We start from the raw sequence: 23,363 nt of genomic DNA, 5'->3' as shown, positions 1-23,363 counted from the left end.
TACGTCGGGAGGTCGTCAGGGGCGCGGGACGGTCAGCGCAGATGGAAGTAGGCGGCATGGTGCTCGACGACGGCGTCCCAGTCCGCGTCCGCAGGGAAGCGCAGCACGTCCCAGCCCGCCTCCTCCAGGCGGTAACCGGCCTCCACGTCACGGGAGGAGTCGGCCGGCCGGTCCGCGGTGTCGACGAACACGGCGAGGTGGACGCCGTCCAGGCGGAACACCAGGTCGGGCCGGGCCGCCGCCGCGTCGACGAACACGTCGGCCGCGTCCGGCAGCCGGTAGCCCTTCGCCTTGAGCCAGCCGACCAGATCGCCCTGCGCGACGAGCGCCGCCAGGTCCGTCTCCAGCGGCGTCGGCACGGACACGGGGGAGCCCCCGGCAGCGGCGGGAGCGTCCGCGTCCGCCGCCGTGCTGCCGCCCGTGCCGGCAGCCGCCGCCGGTACGAGCCTGCGGAACACCTCGCTGCGGGACTCGCCCCGATCCTCCCGCTCGGTGCGGGCGCCCGCCAGGCGCAGCAGCAGCGGGCGGGCGGTGTGCCGGCTCAACTGCCGGTGGTGGCCCTGGTTGGCGTACGTCAGCAGGCAGGTGTAGCAGCCGCGGGCGCACTTCTCCTGCTCGGAAGGACCGCCCAGGTCCTCGCCCGTGTCCGGGTCGAAGTGGCAGATCTCCAGTGCCGTCCGGGCGGCCTGCGCGAGCGCGTCCTTCTCGTGCTGGATACGGCGCAGCACGCCCGCGCCGCCCTCCGCGGCCTCCGTGAACAGCATGCGGCGGCGCGGCCCGTCGTCCGGCGGCAGCAGTTCCGCCGTCAGCTCGGAGTCCTCCAGCTCGAACGCCGCCTCGATGCCCCGCTCCAGGGCGTACAGGAACGACAGCGCCACCGGCTCCGGCTGCGGCTCGTCCAGCGTCACCACCAGGATGTTCCGGCGGTCCTGCACGTACGGCAGCACCCGCTTCTTGCGGCGCTTCTCGTTGCCGTCCTCGTCGACCACCGGCATCCCGGTGCCCTCGATGGCGTCCGCGGCGGCCCGGTCGTTCAGCCAGCGGCCGTCGCCCAGGTCCAGCCAGTAGCCGTCCGGCTCGCCCTCCTTGTCGCGGACCCGGCCCAGGTTGGTGATGCGCACGGTCGCCGAGTCGCCGTAGTCCAGACCGAGGACCGGCGAGCCGTCCCCGTCGCTCACGTGCGAGGAGAGACGGCCCTTGCGGGCGCCGTGGTCCTGGAACGCGTACGACGTCTCCAGACGGAAACCGGCCCTGCGCCGCTCCTCCTCGTCCGAGGAGATCCGCTCACGCGGGGTGGTGTACACGGTGTGCAGCTGGAGCAGGCCCGTGCGCTTGCCGCGCAGCGGCTCCCCGCACATCGCGCACAGGTCGGAACCGGCCCTGACATCGTGGTGGTAGCCGCAGCCGTCACAGCGGCGGGCCTCCGCCGTCGCCAGGTCGCCCGAGGCGTCCGGCGGCAGCTGCACCCGGGTCACCTGGTAGCGGGCGCCCTCGTGGTAGATGAGCGCACCGGGGCCGAACTCGCGGATCGCGAGGAACCGGGGCCGCTGCAGGTAGTCGCCGTCGGCGTTGCGGCGGTTGCCGGACCGCGGGATGTACGCGGCCAGCGGCAGCCTCGGGAAGCTGTAGCCGGGCAGGAACCCCTCGGACGCCAGGTAGCGGTACGGGTTGAAGTCGCTCATCACCGACTTGCTGTCGGTGGAGCGGTTCAGCAGCAGGTTCGTCTGCGTCTCCGCCTCCCGGCGGCGGGTACGCGCCCGGCTCTGCTCACCGGGGGAGAGGGTGTGGTCGACGACCCGCTTGTTCTGCTCGTACTGGTCGATGACGGCCGCCCGGAACAGGTCCCGCCACCGGTCGAACGCCGCGTCGAACTTCGCCGGGGCGCGCTCGATCCGGTCCTCGATCCACTCGTCGTACCACCAGGTCGTCGCCTCGAAGTCGGCGATCAGCGGGGCGAGGACCGTACGGGCCGCGACGACCGCACGGCGGCGGGCGCCTTCGTCCAGGGACAGGTCGCGGATCCTGTCGACCAGCGGCAGCGGCATCTGCGGGTCGGGGCGGTCGTCGCCGTCCGGGTCGTAGGCGACGTCGATGACGTGCGGGATCGCGGCGCCCAGCTCCATCCCGGTCTCCGCCAGCCAGATGCCCTGGAGGTGCGAGCGGACCAGGTCCTCGTTGGCGAGATCCAGGCGCGGCGGGGCCACCTGCCCCGACACCATGTCCCGGGAAAAGCGGAAGTAGTACTGGTCGTGGCTGTTGCCCGTCGCGCAGTACGTGGTCACCAGCGCGGGCTGGCCGGAGCGGCCCGCGCGTCCCGAGCGCTGCGCGTAGTTCGCCGGAGTCGGCGGCACGTTGCGCATCATCACCGCGTTGAGCGAGGCGATGTCCACGCCCAGCTCCATCGTCGGCGAGCAGTACAGCAAGGGCAGTTCGGCGTCGCGGAACTGCCGCTCGCGCTCCAGCCGGTCCTCCGGCGTGACCTGCGCGGTGTGCTCCCGCGCGAACAGGCCGGCCAGCTCGGCCGCCGCCGTGCGGTACAGGTCGCGGAAGAACGGGTTGACGCGCGGTCCCTCGCCGCTGCTGTAGGTGCGCGCCAGCGGGTCGACCGCGCCCCGCTCACCGTCACCGGCCCGCCAGACCAGCGCGGCGGCCGCCACCCGGTAGCCGAGGCGCTTCTCCGAGGCGCGGCGGCGGAAGGCCGGCCCCGAGCGCTCGGGAACCGCCTCCACCTCGCGCACGAGCTCGGCGTCCCGCAGCACCTTCAACAGGTCCTCGATGACGCACTGCACGTCCTCCAGGGAGGCCGACGCCTCACGGAGCGCGGGCAGATTCCGCCGCAGGTACTTGCCGAACTTGCCGCGCGCCGACAGGAACAGCGCGGAGCGCTCCATGCCCGGCCGCGAACCGTACGGGTAGGCGGTGCCGACGGTCGGCTGGTCCGAGTCGCTCAACACCCACGGGCCGGTCAGGCGTTCCTCGCTCGCCCGCTGCAAGGTGTCGAAGTCGTCGCGGAAGTACTGCACGTCGATGGCCAGTTCACGCCGCATGTGGTCGAGCAGCGTGCGGCCGATCTCCTCGCGCAGATGCGGGTCGGCGTCGCGCAGCACCGCGTGCGCGGACTGCCAGCGGTCCGGCTGGGCGGCCACCCAGTCCAGGTCCTCGTAGCCGATCCGCAGCAGACCCGTCTGCTCCAGGTTCGGCATCGTGATGCGCCAGCCGCGCTCCAGGTCGCGGTAGAGGCGGTACCCGACGACGTCCCGGAACACCTTCGCCGCCCGCTTCTCCATGGACGGAGGCAGGTTCGTGCCCGCCGCGTAGTCACGGGGCGTCAGGCCCATCACCTCGGTGACGGCCTCGGCGAGGTCGTCATGGCGCAGCCCGTCCTCACCCGCCTGCACCGCCGCCTGGTACAGCGCGCCGCGCAACTGCGTCACCTGGGCGAAGTCGTTGAAGTGCCCTGCCTGCAGCGACGCGTCCTGCCGGTTGTCGACGAAGGTGAGGAGCTTGCGCGCCTCCTTGCCCAGGCTGTCCTCGGGCACCGCCCGCAGGGACTTCACGATCGACGCGGAGATCAGCGAGGTCGCCGACGAACGCCCCTCCTGGTCCAGGGTGGCCAGCTTGGCGAAGTCCCGGCCGCGCGTCTGCTCGTAACTGACCTGGCAGTGCACGCAGAACAGGAACGGCGCCGGCACGAACGCCGCCACCAGGCCCTCACCCGACTCGTTGCCGTGGGCGTCCACGACGACGCGCTTCGGCAGACGGGGGCGGTAGGACTTCTTGACGGTCATCCCGCCGTTCGCGTCCGGCTCCAGCCACGACTCCGGCAGCCGGCGGTCGTCCACCGCCTTCTGCGGATCGGCCGGCCACTCGTAGTCCTGCCCGGGCATGCCCAGATACAGGTAGCCCTCGCCCTCGCGGCCCCCGGAGGCGGAGGTGTCCCGGCGCGGCTCGTACCGGAAGGCGCCGCCGTCCTCGCTGCGCCAGACGGTCAGATACTCCTGACCGCACTCGCGGCAGAACGCCAGCGGGAACAGCGGCTTGCCGCCGCTGCCCGGCTGCTCCAGCTGATAGGTGCGGGTCAGCGGCCGGGTGAGCGGGTCCTCCAGCGTCGTGTAGACGGTGTCGCCCTTGGACAGGAACTGGTGCAGCCGGAACGCGAACAGCGGCCGTTCCGTCACCGGGTTCTTGGCCTGCGCGCCCGCCTCCAGCGTCGTCCGGATCGCCTCGCGCACCGTCTCCTCGGCGACACCGGACACGGCGGACAGCTCCGCCGCCGCCTCCTCGACGGTCGCCGGGGCACGCCGGCGCAGCCGGCCCGTGCCCTCCTCCCGCTCCAGACCGAACCGCGACTCCACCCAGCGCGCCAGGGGATCCTTCGTCAGCGCCTCGTACGACCGGGGCGCCGAAGGCACCCGCAGCCGCTCCGCGGGCACGGACTCCGGCGCCTCGTCGGTGGCCCGGACCAGGGTCTCCCCGATGACCCGCTCCGGCACCACCGTCGTGCCGAACAGCCGCCTGGCGACCTTGGCCACCTCACGCCGCTGGTCGTCCCAGGTGCCCTCGGTCGACATGGTCGCCGAGGTGCCGATGCACTGCAGGGACTCCGACGCCCGGCAGGCCTCACGGACCCGCCGGATCAGGAACGCCACGTCGGCGCCCTGCCGGCCCCGGTAGGTGTGCAGCTCGTCGAAGACGAGGAACTGAAGTCCCTCCGCCATGCGGATCAGGCTGTCCCGGTCGTCCGGCCGGGTCAGCATCAGCTCCAGCATCACGTAGTTGGTGAGCAGGATGTCCGGCGGGTTCTTGCGCAGCTCACGGCGCTCCTCGCTGGACTCCTGGCCGGTGTAACGGGCGAAGGTGACCGGCTCGCGGCCCTTCCCGAAACCGTGGCGCAGGTACTTCTCCAGCTCCCCGAGTTGCGAGTTGGCCAGCGCGTTCATCGGGTAGACGACGATCGCCCGCACCCGGCGCTCGGCGCTGGGTCCCGCCGCCGCACGCTCCTTCAGGACGCGGTCGACGATCGGCACGATGTACGCCAGCGACTTGCCGGAGCCGGTGCCCGTGGTCAGGACGTAGGAGTCACCGGCCTGCGCGGCCTCGATCGCCTGACGCTGGTGCAGGTGGAAGGTCAGCGGCCGTCCGTCCGGACGCGACGAGGTCTCCTTCTTGCCGGCCTGGAAGATCTCCGCGCACTTCGGGTGCAGGACGCCGTCCCGCACCAGGTCGGTGACCTGGCCGCCGTCCGCGAAGAACGGGTTCAGCGACAGCCACGGGTCGGGCCACTGCGACTTCGCCCTCAGATCGTCCGCGACGAAGCCCTCGATCCGGGCGTCCCGGATCACCGTGCCGCTCCTGGTGAAGCTCTCGTACTCGGTGATCAGGTCGGCGTGGATGCCGAAGACGTCCATCGCCTCCGGCAGACGCGGCTGCCTGCGCGGCGCGGGCGCGGGTACGGCGGGGACCCGCTCGGGAAGCAGGGCGCGCAGCCGCGCCACCGGGTCGGACTCCTGCCAGTGCGGAGCGAGCAGGGCAGCCGTCGGGTCCTGGGAGAGCGCGAGCGGGACCAGCACCTCGCGGACCGACGCGGCATTCTCCGGCCGGTGTTCGGCGTCCTTCTCCAGCAGACGCTCCACCAGCCGGACCAGACCGGCGGGCAGATCCGGACGCACCAGCGTCAGCTGGGGCGGCAGCTCCCGCAGATGTTGCTCGGAGATCTCGTAGTGGGTCCGGCCGGAGAACGGCGGACGGCCGATGAGCAGTTCGTACAGGATGCAGCCGAGCGCATAGAGGTCGGCCGAGGCGGAGACCTGCTCGGCGCGGAACTGCTCGGGCGCCATGTAGCGGGCCGTGCCGAGGCTGACGCCCGTGCTGGTCAGGCGCGTCTGGTCGGGGTCGTCGACGATCGAGCCCATCCCGAAGTCGAGGACCTTGACGGTGCCGTCACCGGTCAGCATCACGTTGGCCGGCTTCAGGTCGCGGTGGACGACCCCGGCGGTGTGCGCGGCGGTGAGCCCGGACGCGATCTGGGCGCCGATGGCGGCGACCCAGGAGACCGGCAGCTGGGGTTCCTCGTCGATGAGGTCGGCGAGCGGACTGCCGTCGAGCAGCTCCATCGCCAGGTACGGCAGTCCGCCGCCGTCCGCGGTGTCGTCCACGCCGCCGTCGATCAGGAGAGTGAGGTTCGGGTGCCCCTGCGAGAGCATGCGCATGATGCGCACCTCGCGGCGGAAGCGGGCGGTCTCCTTGCCGGACCCCGAGGCGTCGATCGCGCCCCCGGTCCGGCTGCGCAGCAGGGTCTTGACGGCGACCTGCCGGTGCGGGGAGTCCGGGGCGGCCTTCAGGTCCTCGGCCCGGTGCACCTCGCCCATGTTCCCGCGCCCGACGACGCCTGTGATGCGGAAACGTCCGCCGACTGTCCCCAACCCCACTTACCCCTCCCCATTCACCCGTTTTGTACGCGGTGGATGCGTCCCGCAAGGGAGCGTATACCGTCCCGGTTGAAGAGGATTATGCAATCTGTTTACGTTGTCAACGCGCCGACTGTGTTGTTAGTGCGATCGACGTATGTGTCTGCAGGCTGACATCCGGGCGCCTCGCAACGTGGTAGAGCTCGCGGCCGGCCAGTCGACCAGCCGACCGGCTGGGCGGGTGCTTCCTGAGCGGCGGCGCGTCGTGCAGCTTCCGGATGGCGGCGCCCGCCGCGGCCCACGCCGTCGGCGACCCGGTCGACGGCCCGCCGAGGCGCCCAAGCGTCGTCCCCGGGAGTGCGGCGGTCGCGAGCACGGGCGGCTTGCGCCACAGGACCTCCGGGTCGGACCGGCGCGAGGGGCATCGCCTCGACCTCGACGTCGATGCGCGCCTGATCGGCGTCCACCTTCCAAGGGATGAGTGCTCGTCGTCCGTACCGCAGTGATGTCTCCGACGCCCGCTGGGCCTTGATCTAACCGGTCTTCACCGCTTGGCGAGCCGGGCGAACCGGTCCCGGCACGGCGGCCCGGGTGCACGACTTGCGGGAGATCGTCAACGCGATCCTGTACGTCAACCGCACCGGCATCCCGTGGGAGTACCGCACGACTTCCCGCCGTACAAGACCGTCTACGACTACTACGCGAAGTGAGGGCCGACGGCACCACCCAGCAGGTCCACGACCTGTTGCGCGACAAGACCCGTCGATCCCACGGCCGTCACCGTCCACCAGCCGCACCCGCCGTACGACACCGCCATCGCGTTCCTTGACCACCCGCACACCGGCCTCCCCGAGCCTGCACTCGGAGGGCTCAACGAGACCTCCACCGCCACGGCGCCGGGTCCGGCATCACCCGAAGGTGTCCAGACAAGGAGATACTCGGCCGCTACAACTTCACCGGCTCCGTCCTCGTCGGCGGGAGTCTGCGTCCGCTGTGCGACCCGGACGCGCCGGAGCTCGATGAGGACGACGACGGCGAGCAGGAGTGGCAGGCCGAACACCGAGCGGGGGCCGCCACACTCCCCGGCCGGCGCTCGGTTCAGGGCCCAAGGGGACAGGGCGGCGTCTTCAGTGCGGGAGTGGACCACGTCGCTCAGGGCGGCATCGGCCGAACCGTTCACGGGTGGGCTGCACCGGCGGCGGGACGGCGGGTGGCGGGAAGGTCTGGCACTTCGGCAGTGCGGGCCGAAGCGGGATCCAGCGACACGTCGATCACATCGACGAGTCTGCGCAGCTTGTGCTGTGCGCGCGGCGCGTCGGACCGCGGCACGCGTACGACGGCCGTGGCCGAGTCCGGTGATGAGGTGGTGTATGCAAGGTCGAGCACGTGGTGGTTGTTGAGGGTGGCGGCAAGGCGTGCGAGCGTTCCGTGGCCGGGCCGGAGCGTGACGGTGAGCCGGGTGTGTTCCATGGGTGGTGGTCCTTGTCTATGGGGGCCGTGGTGGGGCCGGAAAACGAAAAAGACCCCTCGCGAGGTGCGAGAGGTCTGCGTGCGGGTGGTGAGCCGGGGAGGGTTACTCCTGCGGGCTCGGTGCCGGCACGCTGCCGCTGATAATCAGCTGCTGCTGCATGCGGGCATGCTGGCAGAACCCGGCTGCCGCTCGGAAGGCCATCTCATAGTGCGGACGAGGGGAGGGGCCGGGGCGTGCCCCCTGGTGTGCTGGGGCACGTCCCCGGGCCTGGGGGCGTCGGAGGGTCAGCGGGCTGCTGCGGGCAGATGGAGGCGGCCGTCGTGGACTTCGGCGATCTGGTCGACGGCGGTGAGGCGGGTGCGGTCGTGGGTGACCAGGACGGTGGCGGTGGCCTGCTGGTGGGTGAGGCGGGTGATCAGGTCGATGATCGCGGCGCCGCGTTCGTGGTCGAGGGCGCTGGTGGGTTCGTCGACCAGGAGGACGGTGGGGTCGTTCATCAGGGCGCGGGCGATGTTGACGCGCTGGCGCTGGCCGCCGGAAAGCTGGTGCGGGCGGCGGCCCGCGAGGTCGGCCAGGCCGACCGCGTCGAGCAGGTCGAGGGCGCGGGTGCGGGCCTTGGCCGGTGAGCGGCCGTCGAGCTGGGCCATGACCTGGAGCTGTTCGGCGGCGGTGAGGGAGGGCAGCAGGTTGGGCTGCTGGAAGACGATGCCGATCTTGTGGCGGCGCAGATCGGTGAGCTCGCCGCGGCTCATACCGGTGGTGAGAATGCCGTCGATGGTGACGGCGCCGGTGTCGGGGGTGATGAGGGTGGCGGCGACGGCAAGGAGGCTGGACTTGCCGGAGCCGGAGGGGCCGATCACGGCCGCGAGGCTGCCCTTGGGGACGTCGAGTGTGACGTTGTCGAGGGCGGTCAGTCGGCTGTCGCCGTCGGGATAGGTGAGAGTGATGTCGGTCAGGTCAAGGCTCATCGGGCGCTCCCCAGGGCGGTCAGCGGGTCGACGGAGGTGATGCGGCGGATGGCCAGGCCCGCGCCGAGGAGGCCGAGGAGGATCACCACGGCGGCCGGGAGCAGGACGGTTGTGGGGGTGAGGAGGAAGGGCACGGCGCTGCCGGAGACGAGCGCCCCGAGACCTGCGGCGAGGCCGGTGCCGAGCAGGGTGCCGCCGACGAGCAGGACGACGGCCTGGCCCAGTGCGTCCTTGAGGAGGTTGGCCGTGGAGGCGCCCAGCGCCTTGAGGACGGCGACGTCGCCGCTGCGCTGGATGGTCCACACGGTGAAGAAGGCGCCGATGACCAGGGCGGAGATGGCGAACAGGAAGCCGCGCATCAGCTGCAAGGAGCCGTTCTCGGAGGTGTAGGAGCCGATCGCGGAGAGCGAGTCGTCCTTGGAGAGCGTCTTGGTGCCGGCGGCCTGGTCGGTGGCCGCCAGATCGGCGTTGGAGGTGGTGGTCAGGGCGATCACGGTCGCAGCCGGGCCGTCACCGCCGGTGGTGGGGGGTGCGGTCTCCTGCCAGACATCGAGGCTGGTCCAGATCACTGGGGTGTGGCTGAACGAGGCATCGCCCTTGACGGCGGCTACGGTCAGCCGGTCACCGGCCAGGGTGAAGGCGTCCCCCGCCTTGAGTCCGAGGTCGTCGGCAGCCGTGGTGGACAGCACCACCGACTTACCGTTGATCTTGTCGCTGTCCGGGGCGAGGCGGGAGCCGGGCTGGATGCCGAAGGCGGATACCCCGGTGCTCCTGTCGCCGGCGGTGGCCTTGGTGGTGGTGATGCCCAGCGGTTCGGCACTTTCCACGCCGGGCGTCTTGGACCACTGCTGCCACTGCTTGGCGATGACGGTGGAGTTGGAGTAGGACACGTCCTGGCCGCCGCTGGGCGCCTGGAAGGCGATCCTGTCGGCCGGCAGGCCGGTGATGGCGGAGACGTTCTGCCGGCCCAGCCCGGCAGTCAGTCCGGACAGCAGGCCGACCAGCAGGGTGATGAGCACGATGACGGTCCCCATCAGGGCGAACCGCCCCTTGGCGAACTTCAGGTCTCTCCAGGCGACGAACACGGCTTTGGCCTGCCTTTTTCTGGCTGCGGATGAGGTATGCCTCCACCATTGCCGTCAGCCCCCCGCGCACACATCTGGCTCAGGACAGCACTTGGCGGATCGAAGGACGGCGCGCGAGTTGTAACTTTCGATGGAGGCCGCGTTGGGGTGTGCGTCCTTAGGCTGGAGGGACTGTGAACACCACCGCTCCCTCCCTGACCCCGACCACCCGTGCACTGGCCTGGTGCCTGCACCTGCTGATCGTCGCGCTCCTGGTCCTGGCGGCGGGCCGGGCCGTGGCCGATAGCGAGCCGCACGCAGCGATGACCGTCGTCGTGGCCGCGGCGTGCGCCGTGGCGTACTCGGCCGGGCCGGCCCTGCCGCGCGTCCGCCGCTCCCCGCGGGCCGCCGCAGTGTGGCTGGCCGCCGTGGGTGCCTGCTGGCTGGCGCTGCTGGCGCTGTCCGCCGACGCCGTCTGGGTCGCCTTCCCGCTGTTCTTCCTCCAGCTCCACCTGCTGCCGCGCCGCGCCGGTCTGGCCGCCGTGGCCACGACCACCCTCGCGGCGATCACCGGCTTCGCAGCCCATCAGGGCTCTTTCAGCCTCGCCATGGCGATCGGCCCAGCTCTGGGAGCCGCGGTCGCCGTCGCGGTGGTGTGGGGATACCAGGCACTGTTCCGTGAGAGCGAACAGCGCCGTCGCCTGATCGTGGAACTCACCGCCACCCGCGTCGACCTGGCCCGTGCCCAGCACACCGCCGGTGTACTGGCCGAACGCGAACGCCTGGCCCGCGAGATCCACGACACCCTCGCCCAGGGGCTGTCCAGCATCCAACTGCTCCTGCGCGCCGCCGAACGCGCCCTGCCCGGCACTGAGGAAAGCCCCGCTGCCCGCTACGTGGACCAGGCACGCCAGGCCGCCGTGGACAACCTCGCCGAAGCCCGCCGCTTCGTCGCCGCCCTCACCCCGCCCGCCCTGGAGGACTCCACCCTGGCGGGCGCCCTGGAGCGCTTGTGCGCCACCACTTCCGCCCGGCACCCCGTCACCGCACGCTTCCACCTCACCGGTGACCCCCTGCCGCTGCCCACCGCACACGAGGTCGCCCTGCTGCGCGTCGCCCAATCCGCCCTCGCCAACACCGTCCGCCACGCCGGCGCCACCCGTGTCGAGGTCACCCTCAGCCACCTCGGCGATCATGTCGCCCTCGACGTCGTCGACGACGGCACCGGATTCGACCCCGGCCGGGTACCGGCCGCCGACCCCGGCAGCGGCGGCTTCGGCCTGGCCGCCATGCGCGCCCGCATGCACGCTCTCGGTGGCAGCCTCACCGTCGAATCCGCCCCCGGACGCGGCACCGCCCTGGCCGCTCAGCTCCCCCTACCCGCCCCCGCCGACACAGAGATCGAGGACCACCGGTGACCGACCACGCCATCCGCCTGCTCCTGGCCGACGACCACCCGGTGGTACGCGCCGGGCTGCGCGCTGTTCTGGAGACGGAACCCGGTCTCACCGTCGTCGCCGAGGCCGCCACCGCCGAGGACGCGGTCGCCCGCGCCGCCCAGGGCGACATCGACGTCGTTCTGATGGATCTCCAGTTCGGCAAGGGAATGGGCGGCGCCGAGGCCACCGCACAGATCACCGCCCGTCCGGGAGCCCCCCGCGTGCTGATCGTCACGACCTACGACTCCGACGCCGACACCCTGCCCGCCATCGAGGCCGGCGCCACCGGCTACCTCCTCAAAGACGTCCCACCCGAAGACCTGGCCTTTGCGGTCCGCACCGCCTTCACCGGCCGGACCACCCTCGCCCCCGCCGTCGCCGACCGGCTCATGAACCGGCTCCGCGCCCCCGCCACCAACCTGACCCGACGTGAGACCGAAGTCCTCTCATTGGTCGCCGAGGGCTTGTCCAACCAGACGATCGGCCAGCGGCTCCACCTCACCGAAGGCACCGTCAAGTCCCACCTGGCCCGCATCTACGCCAAACTCGGAACCGACTCACGCACCGCCGCTGTGGCCACCGCGACCGACCTGGGGCTCATCCGCCGCTGAACAGCATGTGGTGGGCGGAGTTCCCATTCTCCAGGACCTCTGCCGTCGTCACCGAGGACGGTCACGGTGAAGAAGGTGGTGGCGCCCAGGGTGGCCAGGAACGACAGGATCAGGGTCGCGACATCTCGAACAGGCCGCTCGCGGCACCCACGGCTGGCGGGCCGCGCTCTCGCGCGGCTCCCTCTCGCCGTCGGCGCGGGAGCGGGTGAGGAGCCTGCACATCTCGCTGCACGAGGCGCTCGCCCGGGTCGTGCGCGAACTGGGGCAGCCGCAGCCCGAGCTGACCGTGGCGGTGGTCCAGGCAGTTGTCGATGCATGCATCCGCAGAGTCGACCAGGGCGACGATCTGACGACCGTGTCCGACTTCGCGGCGGGAGCGACGCGTCGACTGCTCGCGGACGACGACTTGCCGCACCACCCGTGACGCACGTGCCACAGGCGACCAGGGCCACCAGCAGGACCTGCGGGTATCCCGAGGCGGCCGTGTACTGGTTGGATCCCTTGCCCAGCTTGGCGCGGACCGCTGGTCGTCGGCGACGCCCAGGTGGGTGCCGTCGATAGCGGTGACGAGCAGACCCTTCCAGCGTGCTCCGGTGGTACGGATCGCGCTGGCGGGTCCGCGGAGCAGGTCGAACAAGGCCCGCACCGGGCGGACACCGAGCCGGCAGCGGGCGTGCCACAGCGCGGTCGCGGTCACTTCAACCAGCGGCAGCCGCACCAGGGCGCCGGTGAGCTTGCGCCATACCTCGCGATACCCGCAATCCTCGAACAGGGCCGCGGCTGGCAGCAGGTAGACCACGCCCCGCACGGGCAGCTTCCGCAGCCGCTGCTGGGCCCCTCCGCACTCGGCAAGCTCGGCATCGACCAGTTCGAACGGAGCGATCCGCGGGCGGTCAGGGAGACGTCGCGCACCAGGTTGCGGGCTCCGGCGGTGAGCGTGACGCCGTCGACGCTCAGTTCGGTCGCGGTCATGCCACTCCTCGGTCGGTGATGCGCCGGGCGTCCCGGCGCATCAGCCACAGGAGGAACGGACCGCCGCACAGGGCTGTGAGCACGCCGACGGGTATCTCCGTCGGTGCGGCGATCGTCCGTGCGGCGATGTCGGCCCAGACGAGGAAGACCGCCCCTCCCAGTGCCGCCGTGGGCAGGACCCGGCGGTGGTCGCCGCCGACGAACAGGCGAACGATGTGGGGCATCGTCAGTCCGACGAAGCCGATCGGTCCGGCCGCCGCGACCAGCACTCCCTGGACGGCGGGGAGTTCCGCGAGACGTTCCCGGGGGAGCACGATCTCGCCACCGAGTACGAGGTCAGCCGGCGCACGGTGCGCGAGGCACTCCGGCAACTGCGGGCGCAGGGCATCGTCACGGCGCATCGCGGCAGGCTCTCGCGGTTCGCCGCGGACGGTCCGCTGGAGCCCAGGGTCGGTGAGGCATACAGCCTCTTCCGGGCCGTGGAGGCCGTCGGCGCGGTCCAGCGCAGTGGCGTCCGCGTCCTCGACCAGCGGGCCGGCGGAGTGGTGGCCGCTCGACTGGAGGTCGAGGAGTCCACGCTGCTGGTCCATCTCGAACGGCTGCGACTGGCCGACGAGGAGCCCCTTGCCGTCGACCGGGTCTGGCTGCCAGCGGCGGTGGCCCGACCGCTCCTGGGCGTCGACTTCACCCGCACATCGCTCTACGACGAGCTCGAGCGCCACTGCGCCGTCCGCGTCAGCGGGGGATGGGAACGCATCCGGGCTGTCGTGCCGGGACGGGGAGAGCTGGCCCGACTCGCATGCTGGGTTCCACCGCTCTGTTCGCGATCGACCGGCTGGGGAGAGACGCCGGGGAGCGCGCCGTCGAGTGGCGGCAGACGCTGGTCCGTGCCGATCGTTTCGCGATCGCCGCCGAGTTCTCCGAAGGAGACGGCTACCGGCCCGGTGCTCCCGCTCGCACCTTCTGACAGGCCCGGCGCACGGCCCTCACGTGGTGCACGACCGACGGCTGACGTGCTGGCTCAGGAGGTGGGGGAGGGGCTTTCGTCGTAGGCGGGGCTCTGCGCCTGGATGTCGAAGGTGATCGACCCGGCCTTCTCGAAGCGCATCGTGATCTTCATGAAGTCCCCGCCCCTGATCACCTGGCGTGCGTCCCGCAGCACCAGGTGGGACGTGCCCGGTTCCAGTTCCACGAGCGTGTTCGCTGGGAGGTCCACCCCGTCCCCGAGCCGCTTGCCGTCGGAGTCGACGATGTCCACCGAGGCCGCGTTCGGAGTGGTGGCGCCCACGAGCCTGTCGGCTTCCTTGCCCTTGTTGTAGAGCCACACGTATGCCGGGACGTCGTCGCCCGGTTGCCACGGCTCGCCCTGCGGTTCGGCCACGTGCGCGTACCGGATCATGATGTCGCCGACGCGGGCGTTCTGACCGGGCGCGTTCCAGTCCGGCAGGGAGAAGTCATCCCCCCCACATCCACCTGCGGTCACCGCAAGGGCGAGTGCGGCCGCCGCGAGAGCGCGTCGGCCGCGCGGCCGGAGGACGACTGTCATCGGTACTCCTCCCACAAGTCCATCGGTTCCACACTGGGTGCCCACACGGGCCACGACAAACGGGACAGAGCCGGTCGGGGCGGGCCCACGGACCGGACCGGGGCTCAGGAACAGGCAGGGGGACGGGGACGGTCCGCGGCGTGTCGGCCGCGCCGGCCCGGTGTGCCGGTTCCTTGCCCGATGCGCCCCTTCGCCGTCCGGCCTCCGTCCGTTTCCTGAGGTCCCGCCGCGGAAAGTGCGCAGCCCGACCGGCTTCGCCGCTGCGAGGGCTTTGCCCAGATGTGCCAGCTGCCCCGCAGAGCCGCCCAGTCCGTTGCCCGCGACTGCGCTCGGTGCGAACGTGGCCCGCTGTTGGCTGTGGGCATGACAGATCGCCCCTCGTGCACGGCATCGGCGGAGCCCTGTCGTCTTCCTGGGCCGACCGGCCCACCGCACCGCATCCATGACACCGAACGTCAAGGAGTACAGGTGAAACGAAGACTCGCCGTGGCCGGCCTCTCCCTGGCCGTGGCCATGGGAACGGTGGCTCTGCCCGCCGTCACCACCGCCCGGGCAGCCGCGGACCGCGGCACGACGGCCTCGGCCGCCGACCCGAAACCCGTCGACCGGGCCGTCGCCGCCGCGGACAAGGTCACCTCCAGCGGATTCGACGCCCTCGCCAAGGGACCCGACGAGCGCTACGACCGCACCATGGTCACCCCCTGGGGCAAGGGGCTGTACTCGATCGCATACGAGCGGACCTACCGAGGTCTGCCCGTGGTCGGCGGCGACGCCGTGGTCCTGGCCGACGGCGACGGCGACGTGCGCGCCGCGTCCGACGTCCGGATACCCGTCGGCACCGAGGCCAAGGTCAAGGCCGCCTCGGCGGTGCGCACCAGCCGCGCGAAGCTGAAGAAGACCGAAGGGACCGAGTCGCAGCAGCCGGTTGTGTCGGTGCGGGGCGACTAGGCGAGGCTCGCCTGGGAGACCGTCGTCACCGGCACCACCAAGGACATGCGCCCCAGCCGGCTGCACGTCTTCGTCGACGCGCGCACTGGCAAAGTCATCGACTCCTACGACGACGTGCGCGCGGGCAGCGGCCACAGTGAGTGGAACGGCCCGGACCCGCTGTCCATCGACACCATGGCACCGACCCCGGTGACGGCAAGCCGACCAGTCCGACCTGCAACAACACCACCCTCACCGGAGTCGGCATCCAGAACGCGGGCAAGATCTTCTACGGCGGCATGCTGCTGAGGACCAGCAGGATGACGCACAAGCGCTACCGCACCGCGACGCCGACCGCCGCGAAGAACCTCGACGCCACCTGCAACCTGTTCAACAGGACGAAGGCCGCCTGGGACGCGATCAGCATCCCCGCCCAGTCGGGCGACCCGACCTGCACCGGCACCCCGGCCTCCCACGCCGCGGCTGGTGGTGTTCGCACCGGACGAGGAGGAGCACCTCGCCTACGAGGTGGTCCTCACCGGCACCCGCGAGGGCCGGCCCAGCCGGCTGCACGTGATCGTGGACGCCCGCACCCGAGAGGTGCGGCCGCCGGGTGCCGCACGGTCACCCGGCCCGAGCACATCGGCACAATCAGGCACGGTCGTTGTCCGCCCGCCCCCATGCCGCCAGCAGCCCGTTGATGCCGTCGCCGGCGTAGGCGAAGACGTGGTCGACGTCCCACTCGCGGAGCCGTTGGAGGATGTAGTCGGCCACCTTGGTGCTGGCCATGGACACTCCGTTCCGATCCCGTCGACGGATGACGCTGCCTCCGGCGTCCACGTGGGCAGAGGGAGGCACGCGGATAAGACGCTTCATGAGTAACCGGGCCGGTACGGGCGAAACGTCGCCCGGGCCGAGCCCGCGCGGTCGCCGGGGCGACCGTGCGGGGGAGGCGAGCGGGTCGTCGCACGCCTGCCCGCAGCGGCGGCAGTCCGCGCCGTACGACGGTGGCGATGTCGTGCGGACGACCGGGGTCGGGCGGCGGAGCCCGGTGATCGCCAGGACCCGGGAGCCAGTCGTCAGGGTGTCCCCGGCACGCCAGTCGGTCGGGCCGTGCTCGTGCAGCACCCGATGCAGGACGCTGAGGTCGGTGCCGCCGGCCTTGCGGGCGCGAGCGTCTGCGCGGCGCGTTCGCGCCACGCGGTCGCGGTGGCGAGACCGCAGCGCCGAGCGGCCACCGGTGCCTCATGCCTGGCGCGATGACGGAGCCGGCAGGAGCCGGGTGAGCACGGACGGGCCACCTGAGGAGTCCCCTCGGACGCGCCGGGACGAAGCGGAGGTCTGAACTGGACACTTCCGGGCCGGCCGGGTAGACAGGCACGCGAAGCCTCTGGTGGGCACGGTTTTACTGGCCCAGGACCTGTCCACCGGGGGCTTCGCCCTGTCTTTCACGCAGTGCGGCTACCCGGCTCACCAGGACAGGCGGGCGGGAGATCGGCGGATGTGAGTCGGGGCGGCACACCGGAGGTGGCGTGATGGATCGCCTTGGACGGCGGCGGCACCCGGCGCAGATCGTGGTGGCGGGGTTCGCCGCGACGATCGCGGTCGGGACCGTCCTGCTGATGCTGCCGTTCGCTCGTCAGGGGCCTGGTGCGGCCGGCATGCCGGACGCCCTGTTCACCGCCGCATCCGCGGTCTGCCTGACCGGTCTGACCGTCGTCGACACGCCGGCCTACTGGACGGGATTCGGACACGCCGTGATCCTCGGGCTGATCCAGGTGGGCGGGTTCGGGATCATGACGTTCGCGTCGCTGCTGATGGTCCTGGTCTCCCACCGGCTCGGGCTGCGCGCGCGCATGACGGCCGCGGCGGAGACGAAAACCCTCAGCCTGGGGGACGTGCGCAGAGTGATCGCCGGCGTGGTCGCCACCAGCCTGTCGCTCGAAGCGCTCACGGCTCTCGTTCTGACCGTACGCTTCGCGGTCGGCTACGACGAACCCTGGCTGCGGGCACTGTGGCTGGGGGTCTTCCATTCCGTGTCGGCCTTCAACAACGCCGGGTTCGTGCTGTATCCCAACAGCCTGATGCTCTTCACGACTGATGCCTGGATCTGTCTGCCCATCGCCTTCGCGGCCATCGCGGGCGGGCTGGGTTTCCCGGTTCTCCTGGAGCTGCGCCGCCGTCTGCACCGGCCGCGCACCTGGTCTCTGCACACGAAGATCGTGCTCTTCTTCAGCGCCGCCTTTCTGATCGGAGGCAGCGTTTTCGTCACGGCGATCGAGTGGTCGAATCCGGCCACGCTCGGCCCGCTCGACGTGAGTGACAAAATACTCGCCGGCTTCTTCCAAGGGGGCGCGATGCCCCGGAGCGCCGGATTCAACAGTCTCGACATCAGCGGAATGAACTCCGCGACCTGGCTGGGTGTGGACGTCCTGATGTTCGTCGGCGGCGCCAGTGCGGGCACGGCCGGCGGCATCAAGATCACCACCTTTGCCGTTCTCTTCTTCGTCGTCTACGCCGAAGTGCGCGGCGAGAGCACGGTCAATATCTTCAGCCGTCGCCTGCACGGCGACGTGCAGCGGCAGGCTCTGACCATCGTCCTGCTGTCCATGGCCGCCGTGGTACTCTCCACGATCGCCGTCATGGTTTCCACCGTCATCAGCCTGGACCAGGTCCTGTTCGAGGTGATCTCCGCGTTCGCCACCGTGGGGCTGACCACCGGCATCACCTCCAGTCTGCCGACCGCGCATCAGCTACTGCTGGTCGTGCTGATGTTCATCGGCCGCCTCGGCCCGATCATGGTGGCGTCGGCTCTGGCCCTGCGTTCACGTGTCCGTATGTACGACCTGCCCGAGGAGCGACCCGTCTTTGGCTAGCCTTTTCTTCTCCCGGAAGACGCCATCGGTCCGGAGAAGCAGAGCAGGGAGCCGACGCCGAGACACTCGGGCGAGTTCCGTCGCCGTGATCGGCCTGGGCCGGTTCGGCCGGGCTCTCGCCCTGGAGTTGATCGACGAGGACACCGAAGTCCTGGGTATCGACGAAGACCCCGACACGGTCCAGGCCCTGTCCGGCTCCCTCACTCATGTGGTGCGCGCCGATTCAACCAAGGAAGAGGTGCTGCGGCAGCTCGGTGTTCACGAGTTCGACCGTGCCGTCGTCGGCATCGGCACCAATCTGGAAGCCAGCATTCTGACGGCTTCCCTGCTCATTTCCTTCGGCGTCGACGACGTGTGGGCCAAGGCCACCAGTGAGGCGCACGGCCGTATCCTCACCCAGATCGGCGCCCACCATGTCATCTACCCCGAGCACGACATGGGGCAGCGCGTCGCCCATCTGGTGCGCGGCCGCATGCTGGACTACATCGAGTTCGAAGACGACTTCGCCATGGTCAAGACGAGCGCACCGGCCGACATCGTGGGACTGCCCCTGGGCAGCAGCAACGTACGCACCCGGCACGGCGTCACGGTGGTGGCGATCAAGCGGGCGGGCGAGGGCTTCACCTACGCCACCGCCGCCACGGTGGTGAAGAAGGGGGACACGATCATCGTCGCCGGGCGCACCCGACAGACCGAACGCTTCAGCGAACTGACGTAGTCCGGTGGAGCTCTTGGCGGAACGACTCCCCGGGGTCGGTTGCCCCGGCACCAGGTGGTGTCGGGGACAAGCCCTGATTGCCCACGGTCTGCGCGATGCAGCAAGTTACCGAAGACGGACATTGCTTGGAGGTTTCCGGGGTAGCTGCGCTGGGTAACGCTTGGCGCTTCGGAAGTGAGGCGGGTTCGTGGATACTGCTGCCCGAAATGAGGGCCGGGAGCCGCTTGTCGATCGGCCGATCGCGGCGTCCGCCGCCTTCCAGGGCAGCGCGGAGATCGCCGAGGCCCGTGACATGGCCCGCGACTTCCTCATATCGGTGCAGGCGCAGCACAGACTGCCGGTGTCGGTGCGGGCGATCGGCATGGTGGAGCTGGTCGTGAGCGAGCTGGTCACCAACGCCCGTAAATACGCGCCCGGCCCGTGCCTGCTGGACCTGGAGATCATCGAGGATGCCGTCCAGATCACCGTGTGGGACAGCGACACCACCCTGCCGGAGGTCCATGCAGCCGACGCGGAAAGGGTCGGCCAGCACGGACTGGAGATCGTCATGGCGGTGTCCCGGACCTTCTGCGTTCACCAGGAAGCGGTCGGCAAACGGATCACCGCGTCCGTGGTACTCGCCGACGACGCACGGTAGAGACACCGCCAGGCCGCCTTGCCTTCCCCCTGGACTGTCGAACGAGAACGTTCCACAGTCCCGGTCGCGTGGGTACGGGATGCTCTGTGGTTCGTGGACGGCACGGTCGGGGCCGGTCCGGACGCGGGGTTCGAACGGCCGACCGTCCCGCAGGGCGGCGCCCTCCAGGACGGGCGAGCTCGCGGACGCGGTGCCGGGGTGCCCACGGGCACCGGCTGGTAGCGGTTCACCCGTGACCGGTACGGCGGGCGCGGTGAACGGCGACGGCGAGGAGCTCGGCGGGGGGTCCGGCGAGATGTCGGCCGGCAGGCCACACCGCGCGCAGCGAGCGGCGCAGGTCGACGCCCTCCACCTCGACCGGAACCAGACGCCCCTGGGCCAGGTCGCCTCGCACCGCGAGCTCGCTGAGGACGGCGGGGCCGGCTCCCGCGACGACCGAGCCCCGCACGGCCGCCGCCGAGCCCAGTTCCAGCAGCGGACGCGCCTCCTCGACATGTGACATATTACATGGTGCTCGTGAGGCGCTTCGCGGCGGCATCGTCATCGGTCCGACGTGTGTCGGTGGGGCCCCTCCTGCACCCGCTGCGGAACCGATGTCGGCCCGAAGAGGCGGCCCCTGTGACCGTCCGGAGGCCCACTGCGTCATGACTTCATCCCGGAAGGCCCCCCTGTGAACATCCACCCCGCCCCGACGGCCGACAGCGTGGTCATCTCCCGTAACCCCGCCGACCCCGGCGACGTGCTCGTCGAGCTGTACGGCTGCACCCCCGACACCGCCGCTCGAGCCGTGCAGCGGGCCGCCCGCGCCCAAGCCACATGGCTCGCCGCCGGTGCGGCCGAGCGGTCTGCGGTCCTGCGCCGGGCCGGAGACGCCCTGGAGAGCGCGTACGAAGAACTGACCGGGCTCCTGGTCCGCGAAGTCGGCAAGCCGCTGACCGAGGCCCGCGAGGAACTCACCCGCGCCGTGGCGATCTGGCGCTATTACGCCCAGCTGCCACAGGACGTTCCCGGAGCGGTGCACGAGCCGACGTCCGGACCAGGGCTCCTGCTCACTCGCCGGCGTCCACACGGCGTCGCCGGATTGATCACCCCCTGGCAGTTCCCGCTGGCCGCGCCGTCCTGGAATGCGGCTCCGGCCCTCGCGGCCGGCAACACCGTGGTCCTCAAACCCGCACCGGAGGCCACCGCGTGCGCCCTGCGCCTGACGGAGATCCTCGGGCGAGCTCTCCCCGCGGACGTCCTGCAGGTCGCCCCCGGAGGCGTCGAAGCCGGGGCCACCGTGGCCCGCCTGGCCGATGTGGTCTCCTTCACCGGGTCCCGCGCCGTCGGTACTGCGATGGTGCGCGCCGCGGCGTCCCGGGGCGTGCCCGTTCAGGCGGATATGAGTGGTTACAACACGGCCGTGGTCCTCCCGGATGCCGACGTGGTACGCGCCGCCGCCGACATAGCCGTCGCGGTCGCCGGCTGTGCGGGCCAGCAGCGCACGGCCACCAAGAGGGTGATCGCCGTGGACAGTGTCCTGCCGAAGCTGCGCGAGGCGTTGAGACAGGCTCTGCAAGCTCTGCCCGCCCGTGATCCGAAGGCGACCGACTCGGTGTGCGGCCCCGTCATCTCCGAGATGGCCCGTGACCGTGTCGTCCACGTCACGGACAGCGCTCTCGCCTCGGGGGCGGACCTCCTGGCGGGGGATGCCCGGGGTGGCCGGAGAGAGGCGCCGGGCTGGTATGTCGACCCCGTGCTGCTCGAGAATGTGCCCGGACACCATGACCTGAACCGCCGTGAGATCCATGGCCCCGTCGCGGTGTTGTCAGGGGCGTCGGACTTCGACGAGGCGATCCGGGTCGCGGGCAGGTGCCGCCGCGGCGTGGTGTCCTCACTGCATACGAGCAATCTGGAAAAGGCGCTTGCGATGGCGGACCGCCTGAACACGGCGATGGTGCGGGTGAACGCACCGACCACCGGTACCGAGTTCCTGCCCCCCTTCGAGCGGGAGAAGGATGCCCGCAGAGTGCGCGAGAAGGAGCGCGCCACGATGGATTTCTACACCTCCACCCGAACGGTGTCCCTTCTGCCCACCGCGTCGGCCTGAGCTCGTCACAGCGAGGGAGCCCAGGGCCCCACCGGTCGCACGGACGGGGCGCGTGGAGAGCAACGTGACATTGTATAGTGGGGCAACAAATCCACGGAGGGAACCCATGAGCGAGCTGAAGCCCCGCACACTCATCTCGGTGCACAAGCACCTGCGTGACCAGGTCGCCAACGCCCTCCGCGCGGCACTGATCGCGGGCGACCTGAAGCCCGGGATCATCTACTCGGCACCCACCCTCGCCGCCGAGTACGGCGTCTCCGCGACGCCCGTACGCGAGGCCATGCTGGACCTGGCGCGCGAAGGTCTGGTCGAGGCCGTACGCAACAAGGGCTTCCGCGTCACCGAACTGTCCGAGCGCGACCTGGACGAGTACACCGAGATCCGTTCCCTCATCGAGATCCCGACCGTCGGCAGGGTCACCCGGTCGGCCTCGCGGGAAGATCTCGAGGCCCTGCGCCCCGTGGCCGAAGAGATCGTGGCCGCCGCACGCGCCGGCGACCTCATCGGCTACCTGGAGTCGGACCGCCGCTTCCACCTCGGCCTACTCGGCCTCGCCGGCAACTCCCGCCTCGTCGAGACCGTGGCCGACCTGCGTAAACGCTCCCGGCTCTACGGCCTGACCGAACTCGCGGAAGCCGGGGCGCTGGTGGCCTCCGCGCAGGAGCACACCGCACTGCTCGACCTCATGCTGGCCGGGGACTCCGCGGCGGCCGAGGAACACATGCGTCATCACCTTGCGCACGTCCGGACCCTGTGGGCGGCGCGGAACCAGGAGAAGGCAGGGGAGCGCACCTCCTCGGTGCGGAAGCTGGGCACCCGCTGATCCCATCGCCACCGGCCGGCCACGGCTGACGGGGGGCGGAGTGATCGGTCGGAGCATCCGTCAGGCCCTCGACCGCCCGACGCACGACACGTCCTTCTCCTTTCCCCGCTCGACGATCGACCAGGGCGTCGCCCTCGTGATGTCCTCCCCGAACGCCGAGACGGTGCCGGCCCGGGGCCTCACGAGGCCGGAGATCGCCGAGACGGTCGTGGACTTCCCCGCGCCGTTGTTGCCCAGGAGGGCGACGATCTCGTTCTCGCGGACGGTGAGGTCGAGCCCCTGAGGGCTTCCACCTTGCCGTAGGCGACTTCCAGTCCCTTGATGTCGAGGACGGTGTTCACTGTCGCACCTCCGCCGTGTCGCCCGGACCAGAGTGTCAAGAGCGATCATGAGTACGACCGCGATCGCCGTCATCGCGAGCTGCGCCTGGGGGATCTGCGCGCCGGCGATGTTCAGCGTGCCGCCCCGGACCTCGATCTGGTACACCTCCGGGGTCGGGCCGAACGCGACCGCGATGCCGTACTCGAGCGCGAAACTCGCGCCGACGGCGGTGATGAGAACGGACAGTCTCGACGCGCTCCGCAACGGCCGGTAGGCCACCCGTTCCATGACCATGCCGAGGGTACCGGTCGCGATCATCGCGACGATCATGATGGCGACGAGCGCGACGAGTCCGCCGCCGAGTGCACCGGCACTGACACTGAGCATGGCGAAGCCGGCGAACGCCCCGAGCATGTACAGATCGCCGTGGGCGAAGTTGAGCAGCTGTGTGACGTCTGGCCTTCTCGTATGCCGCGTGGGCGGCATACGAGAAC

The 23,363-nt window shown here is 70.9% G+C and carries 17 protein-coding genes and 6 pseudogenes; 11 read left to right on the top strand and 12 right to left on the bottom strand.

The features are described from left to right. Positions 1–32 precede the first annotated feature (32 nt). The 5 genes and pseudogenes from ACIRPP_RS10220 to ACIRPP_RS10200 form a co-directional block, all read right to left on the bottom strand. The gene (locus tag ACIRPP_RS10220) at positions 33–6,368 is read right to left on the bottom strand and encodes a protein kinase (protein ID WP_403640098.1); all 6,336 of its coding nucleotides are present in this window, start codon (positions 6,366–6,368) and stop codon (positions 33–35) included. 214 nt (positions 6,369–6,582) lie between these two features. Beyond that, positions 6,583–6,832, bottom strand: a pseudogene (locus ACIRPP_RS10215) (hypothetical protein); the annotation flags it as partial. Between the two features lie 751 nt (positions 6,833–7,583). Then, complete coding sequence (locus tag ACIRPP_RS10210; protein WP_164333334.1) at positions 7,584–7,877, bottom strand: hypothetical protein; 294 nt, start codon at positions 7,875–7,877, stop codon at positions 7,584–7,586. 285 nt (positions 7,878–8,162) lie between these two features. Next, complete coding sequence (locus tag ACIRPP_RS10205) at positions 8,163–8,846, bottom strand: ABC transporter ATP-binding protein (protein WP_164333335.1); 684 nt, start codon at positions 8,844–8,846, stop codon at positions 8,163–8,165. Further along, complete coding sequence (locus ACIRPP_RS10200; RefSeq protein ID WP_384667221.1) at positions 8,843–9,931, bottom strand: ABC transporter permease; 1,089 nt, start codon at positions 9,929–9,931, stop codon at positions 8,843–8,845. Before ACIRPP_RS10200 ends, ACIRPP_RS10205 begins: the two co-directional genes overlap by 4 nt. A 173-nt stretch (positions 9,932–10,104) precedes the next feature. On the opposite strand from ACIRPP_RS10200, the gene ACIRPP_RS10195 reads away from it, so the two are divergent. From ACIRPP_RS10195 to ACIRPP_RS10185, 3 genes are all read left to right on the top strand, one after another. Continuing rightward, positions 10,105–11,328, top strand: coding sequence for a sensor histidine kinase (locus tag ACIRPP_RS10195; protein ID WP_403639714.1), 1,224 nt, complete (start codon positions 10,105–10,107; stop codon positions 11,326–11,328). Further along, on the top strand, positions 11,325–11,960 hold the full coding sequence (locus ACIRPP_RS10190) for a response regulator transcription factor (protein WP_164333338.1): 636 nt from the start codon (positions 11,325–11,327) through the stop codon (positions 11,958–11,960). Before ACIRPP_RS10195 ends, ACIRPP_RS10190 begins: the two co-directional genes overlap by 4 nt. A 205-nt stretch (positions 11,961–12,165) precedes the next feature. After that, positions 12,166–12,384 (top strand): hypothetical protein, encoded by a 219-nt coding sequence (locus ACIRPP_RS10185; RefSeq protein WP_403639710.1) that lies wholly within the window; start codon positions 12,166–12,168, stop codon positions 12,382–12,384. Positions 12,385–12,648: 264 nt separating this feature from the next. Here ACIRPP_RS10185 and ACIRPP_RS10180 read toward each other — a convergent pair. From ACIRPP_RS10180 to ACIRPP_RS10170, 3 pseudogenes are all read right to left on the bottom strand, one after another. Next, positions 12,649–12,828, bottom strand: a pseudogene (locus ACIRPP_RS10180) (transposase domain-containing protein); the annotation flags it as partial. A 17-nt stretch (positions 12,829–12,845) separates the two neighbouring features. Continuing rightward, a pseudogene (locus ACIRPP_RS10175) lies at positions 12,846–12,932 on the bottom strand (histidinol phosphatase); the annotation flags it as partial. Then, positions 12,929–13,210, bottom strand: a pseudogene (locus ACIRPP_RS10170) (FecCD family ABC transporter permease); the annotation flags it as partial. The pseudogenes ACIRPP_RS10175 and ACIRPP_RS10170, both read right to left, overlap by 4 nt. Between ACIRPP_RS10170 and ACIRPP_RS10165 the strand changes: the two are divergent. Together ACIRPP_RS10165 and ACIRPP_RS10160 are read left to right on the top strand one after the other, a co-directional pair. After that, positions 13,118–13,672, top strand: a pseudogene (locus ACIRPP_RS10165) (GntR family transcriptional regulator); the annotation flags it as partial. The pseudogenes ACIRPP_RS10170 and ACIRPP_RS10165 sit on opposite strands and share 93 nt — an antisense overlap. Positions 13,673–13,731: 59 nt before the next feature. After that, on the top strand, positions 13,732–13,899 hold the full coding sequence (locus ACIRPP_RS10160; RefSeq protein WP_362102644.1) for a hypothetical protein: 168 nt from the start codon (positions 13,732–13,734) through the stop codon (positions 13,897–13,899). Positions 13,900–13,953: 54 nt separating this feature from the next. Here the strand turns inward: ACIRPP_RS10160 and ACIRPP_RS10155 are convergent, their stop codons facing one another. Then, a complete protein-coding gene (locus ACIRPP_RS10155) occupies positions 13,954–14,478 on the bottom strand; it encodes a copper chaperone PCu(A)C (protein WP_403639707.1) in 525 nt (174 codons plus the stop codon). A 468-nt stretch (positions 14,479–14,946) separates the two neighbouring features. On the opposite strand from ACIRPP_RS10155, the pseudogene ACIRPP_RS10150 reads away from it, so the two are divergent. Then, positions 14,947–15,863, top strand: a pseudogene (locus tag ACIRPP_RS10150) (hypothetical protein); the annotation flags it as partial. Positions 15,864–16,056: 193 nt separating this feature from the next. Here ACIRPP_RS10150 and ACIRPP_RS10145 read toward each other — a convergent pair. Further along, positions 16,057–16,194, bottom strand: coding sequence for a hypothetical protein (locus ACIRPP_RS10145; RefSeq protein ID WP_164443932.1), 138 nt, complete (start codon positions 16,192–16,194; stop codon positions 16,057–16,059). Between the two features lie 746 nt (positions 16,195–16,940). On the opposite strand from ACIRPP_RS10145, the gene ACIRPP_RS10140 reads away from it, so the two are divergent. From ACIRPP_RS10140 to ACIRPP_RS10130, 3 genes are all read left to right on the top strand, one after another. Beyond that, positions 16,941–18,281, top strand: coding sequence for a TrkH family potassium uptake protein (locus tag ACIRPP_RS10140; RefSeq protein ID WP_403639704.1), 1,341 nt, complete (start codon positions 16,941–16,943; stop codon positions 18,279–18,281). An 85-nt stretch (positions 18,282–18,366) separates the two neighbouring features. Further along, positions 18,367–18,999, top strand: a complete 633-nt coding sequence (locus tag ACIRPP_RS10135) for a TrkA family potassium uptake protein (protein ID WP_164443960.1) — start codon at positions 18,367–18,369, stop codon at positions 18,997–18,999. A gap of 187 nt (positions 19,000–19,186) precedes the next feature. Beyond that, a complete protein-coding gene (locus ACIRPP_RS10130) occupies positions 19,187–19,636 on the top strand; it encodes an ATP-binding protein (RefSeq protein WP_403639701.1) in 450 nt (149 codons plus the stop codon). A gap of 226 nt (positions 19,637–19,862) precedes the next feature. Here the strand turns inward: ACIRPP_RS10130 and ACIRPP_RS10125 are convergent, their stop codons facing one another. Beyond that, positions 19,863–20,138: a LysR substrate-binding domain-containing protein gene (locus tag ACIRPP_RS10125; protein WP_343239759.1), complete on the bottom strand. Its 276-nt coding sequence runs from the start codon at positions 20,136–20,138 to the stop codon at positions 19,863–19,865. Positions 20,139–20,306: 168 nt separating this feature from the next. Between ACIRPP_RS10125 and ACIRPP_RS10120 the strand changes: the two genes are divergently transcribed. Both ACIRPP_RS10120 and ACIRPP_RS10115 read left to right on the top strand, forming a co-directional pair. After that, on the top strand, positions 20,307–21,725 hold the full coding sequence (locus tag ACIRPP_RS10120; RefSeq protein WP_403639698.1) for an aldehyde dehydrogenase family protein: 1,419 nt from the start codon (positions 20,307–20,309) through the stop codon (positions 21,723–21,725). 106 nt (positions 21,726–21,831) lie between these two features. Further along, entirely contained in the window at positions 21,832–22,548 is a 717-nt protein-coding gene (locus ACIRPP_RS10115) for a GntR family transcriptional regulator (protein ID WP_164333347.1), read from the top strand. Positions 22,549–22,608: 60 nt separating this feature from the next. On the opposite strand, the gene ACIRPP_RS10110 is transcribed toward ACIRPP_RS10115, so the two are convergent. Continuing rightward, complete coding sequence (locus tag ACIRPP_RS10110; protein ID WP_403639695.1) at positions 22,609–23,355, bottom strand: ATP-binding cassette domain-containing protein; 747 nt, start codon at positions 23,353–23,355, stop codon at positions 22,609–22,611. Positions 23,356–23,363 lie beyond the last annotated feature (8 nt).

The sequence above is a fragment of the Streptomyces sp. NPDC101219 genome (assembly GCF_044767675.1).
In the GTDB taxonomy this organism is placed as follows: Bacteria; Actinomycetota; Actinomycetes; order Streptomycetales; family Streptomycetaceae; genus Streptomyces.
The sequence above is the reverse complement of the archived record's forward strand: the minus strand, read 5'-3'. Positions and strand labels throughout refer to the sequence as shown.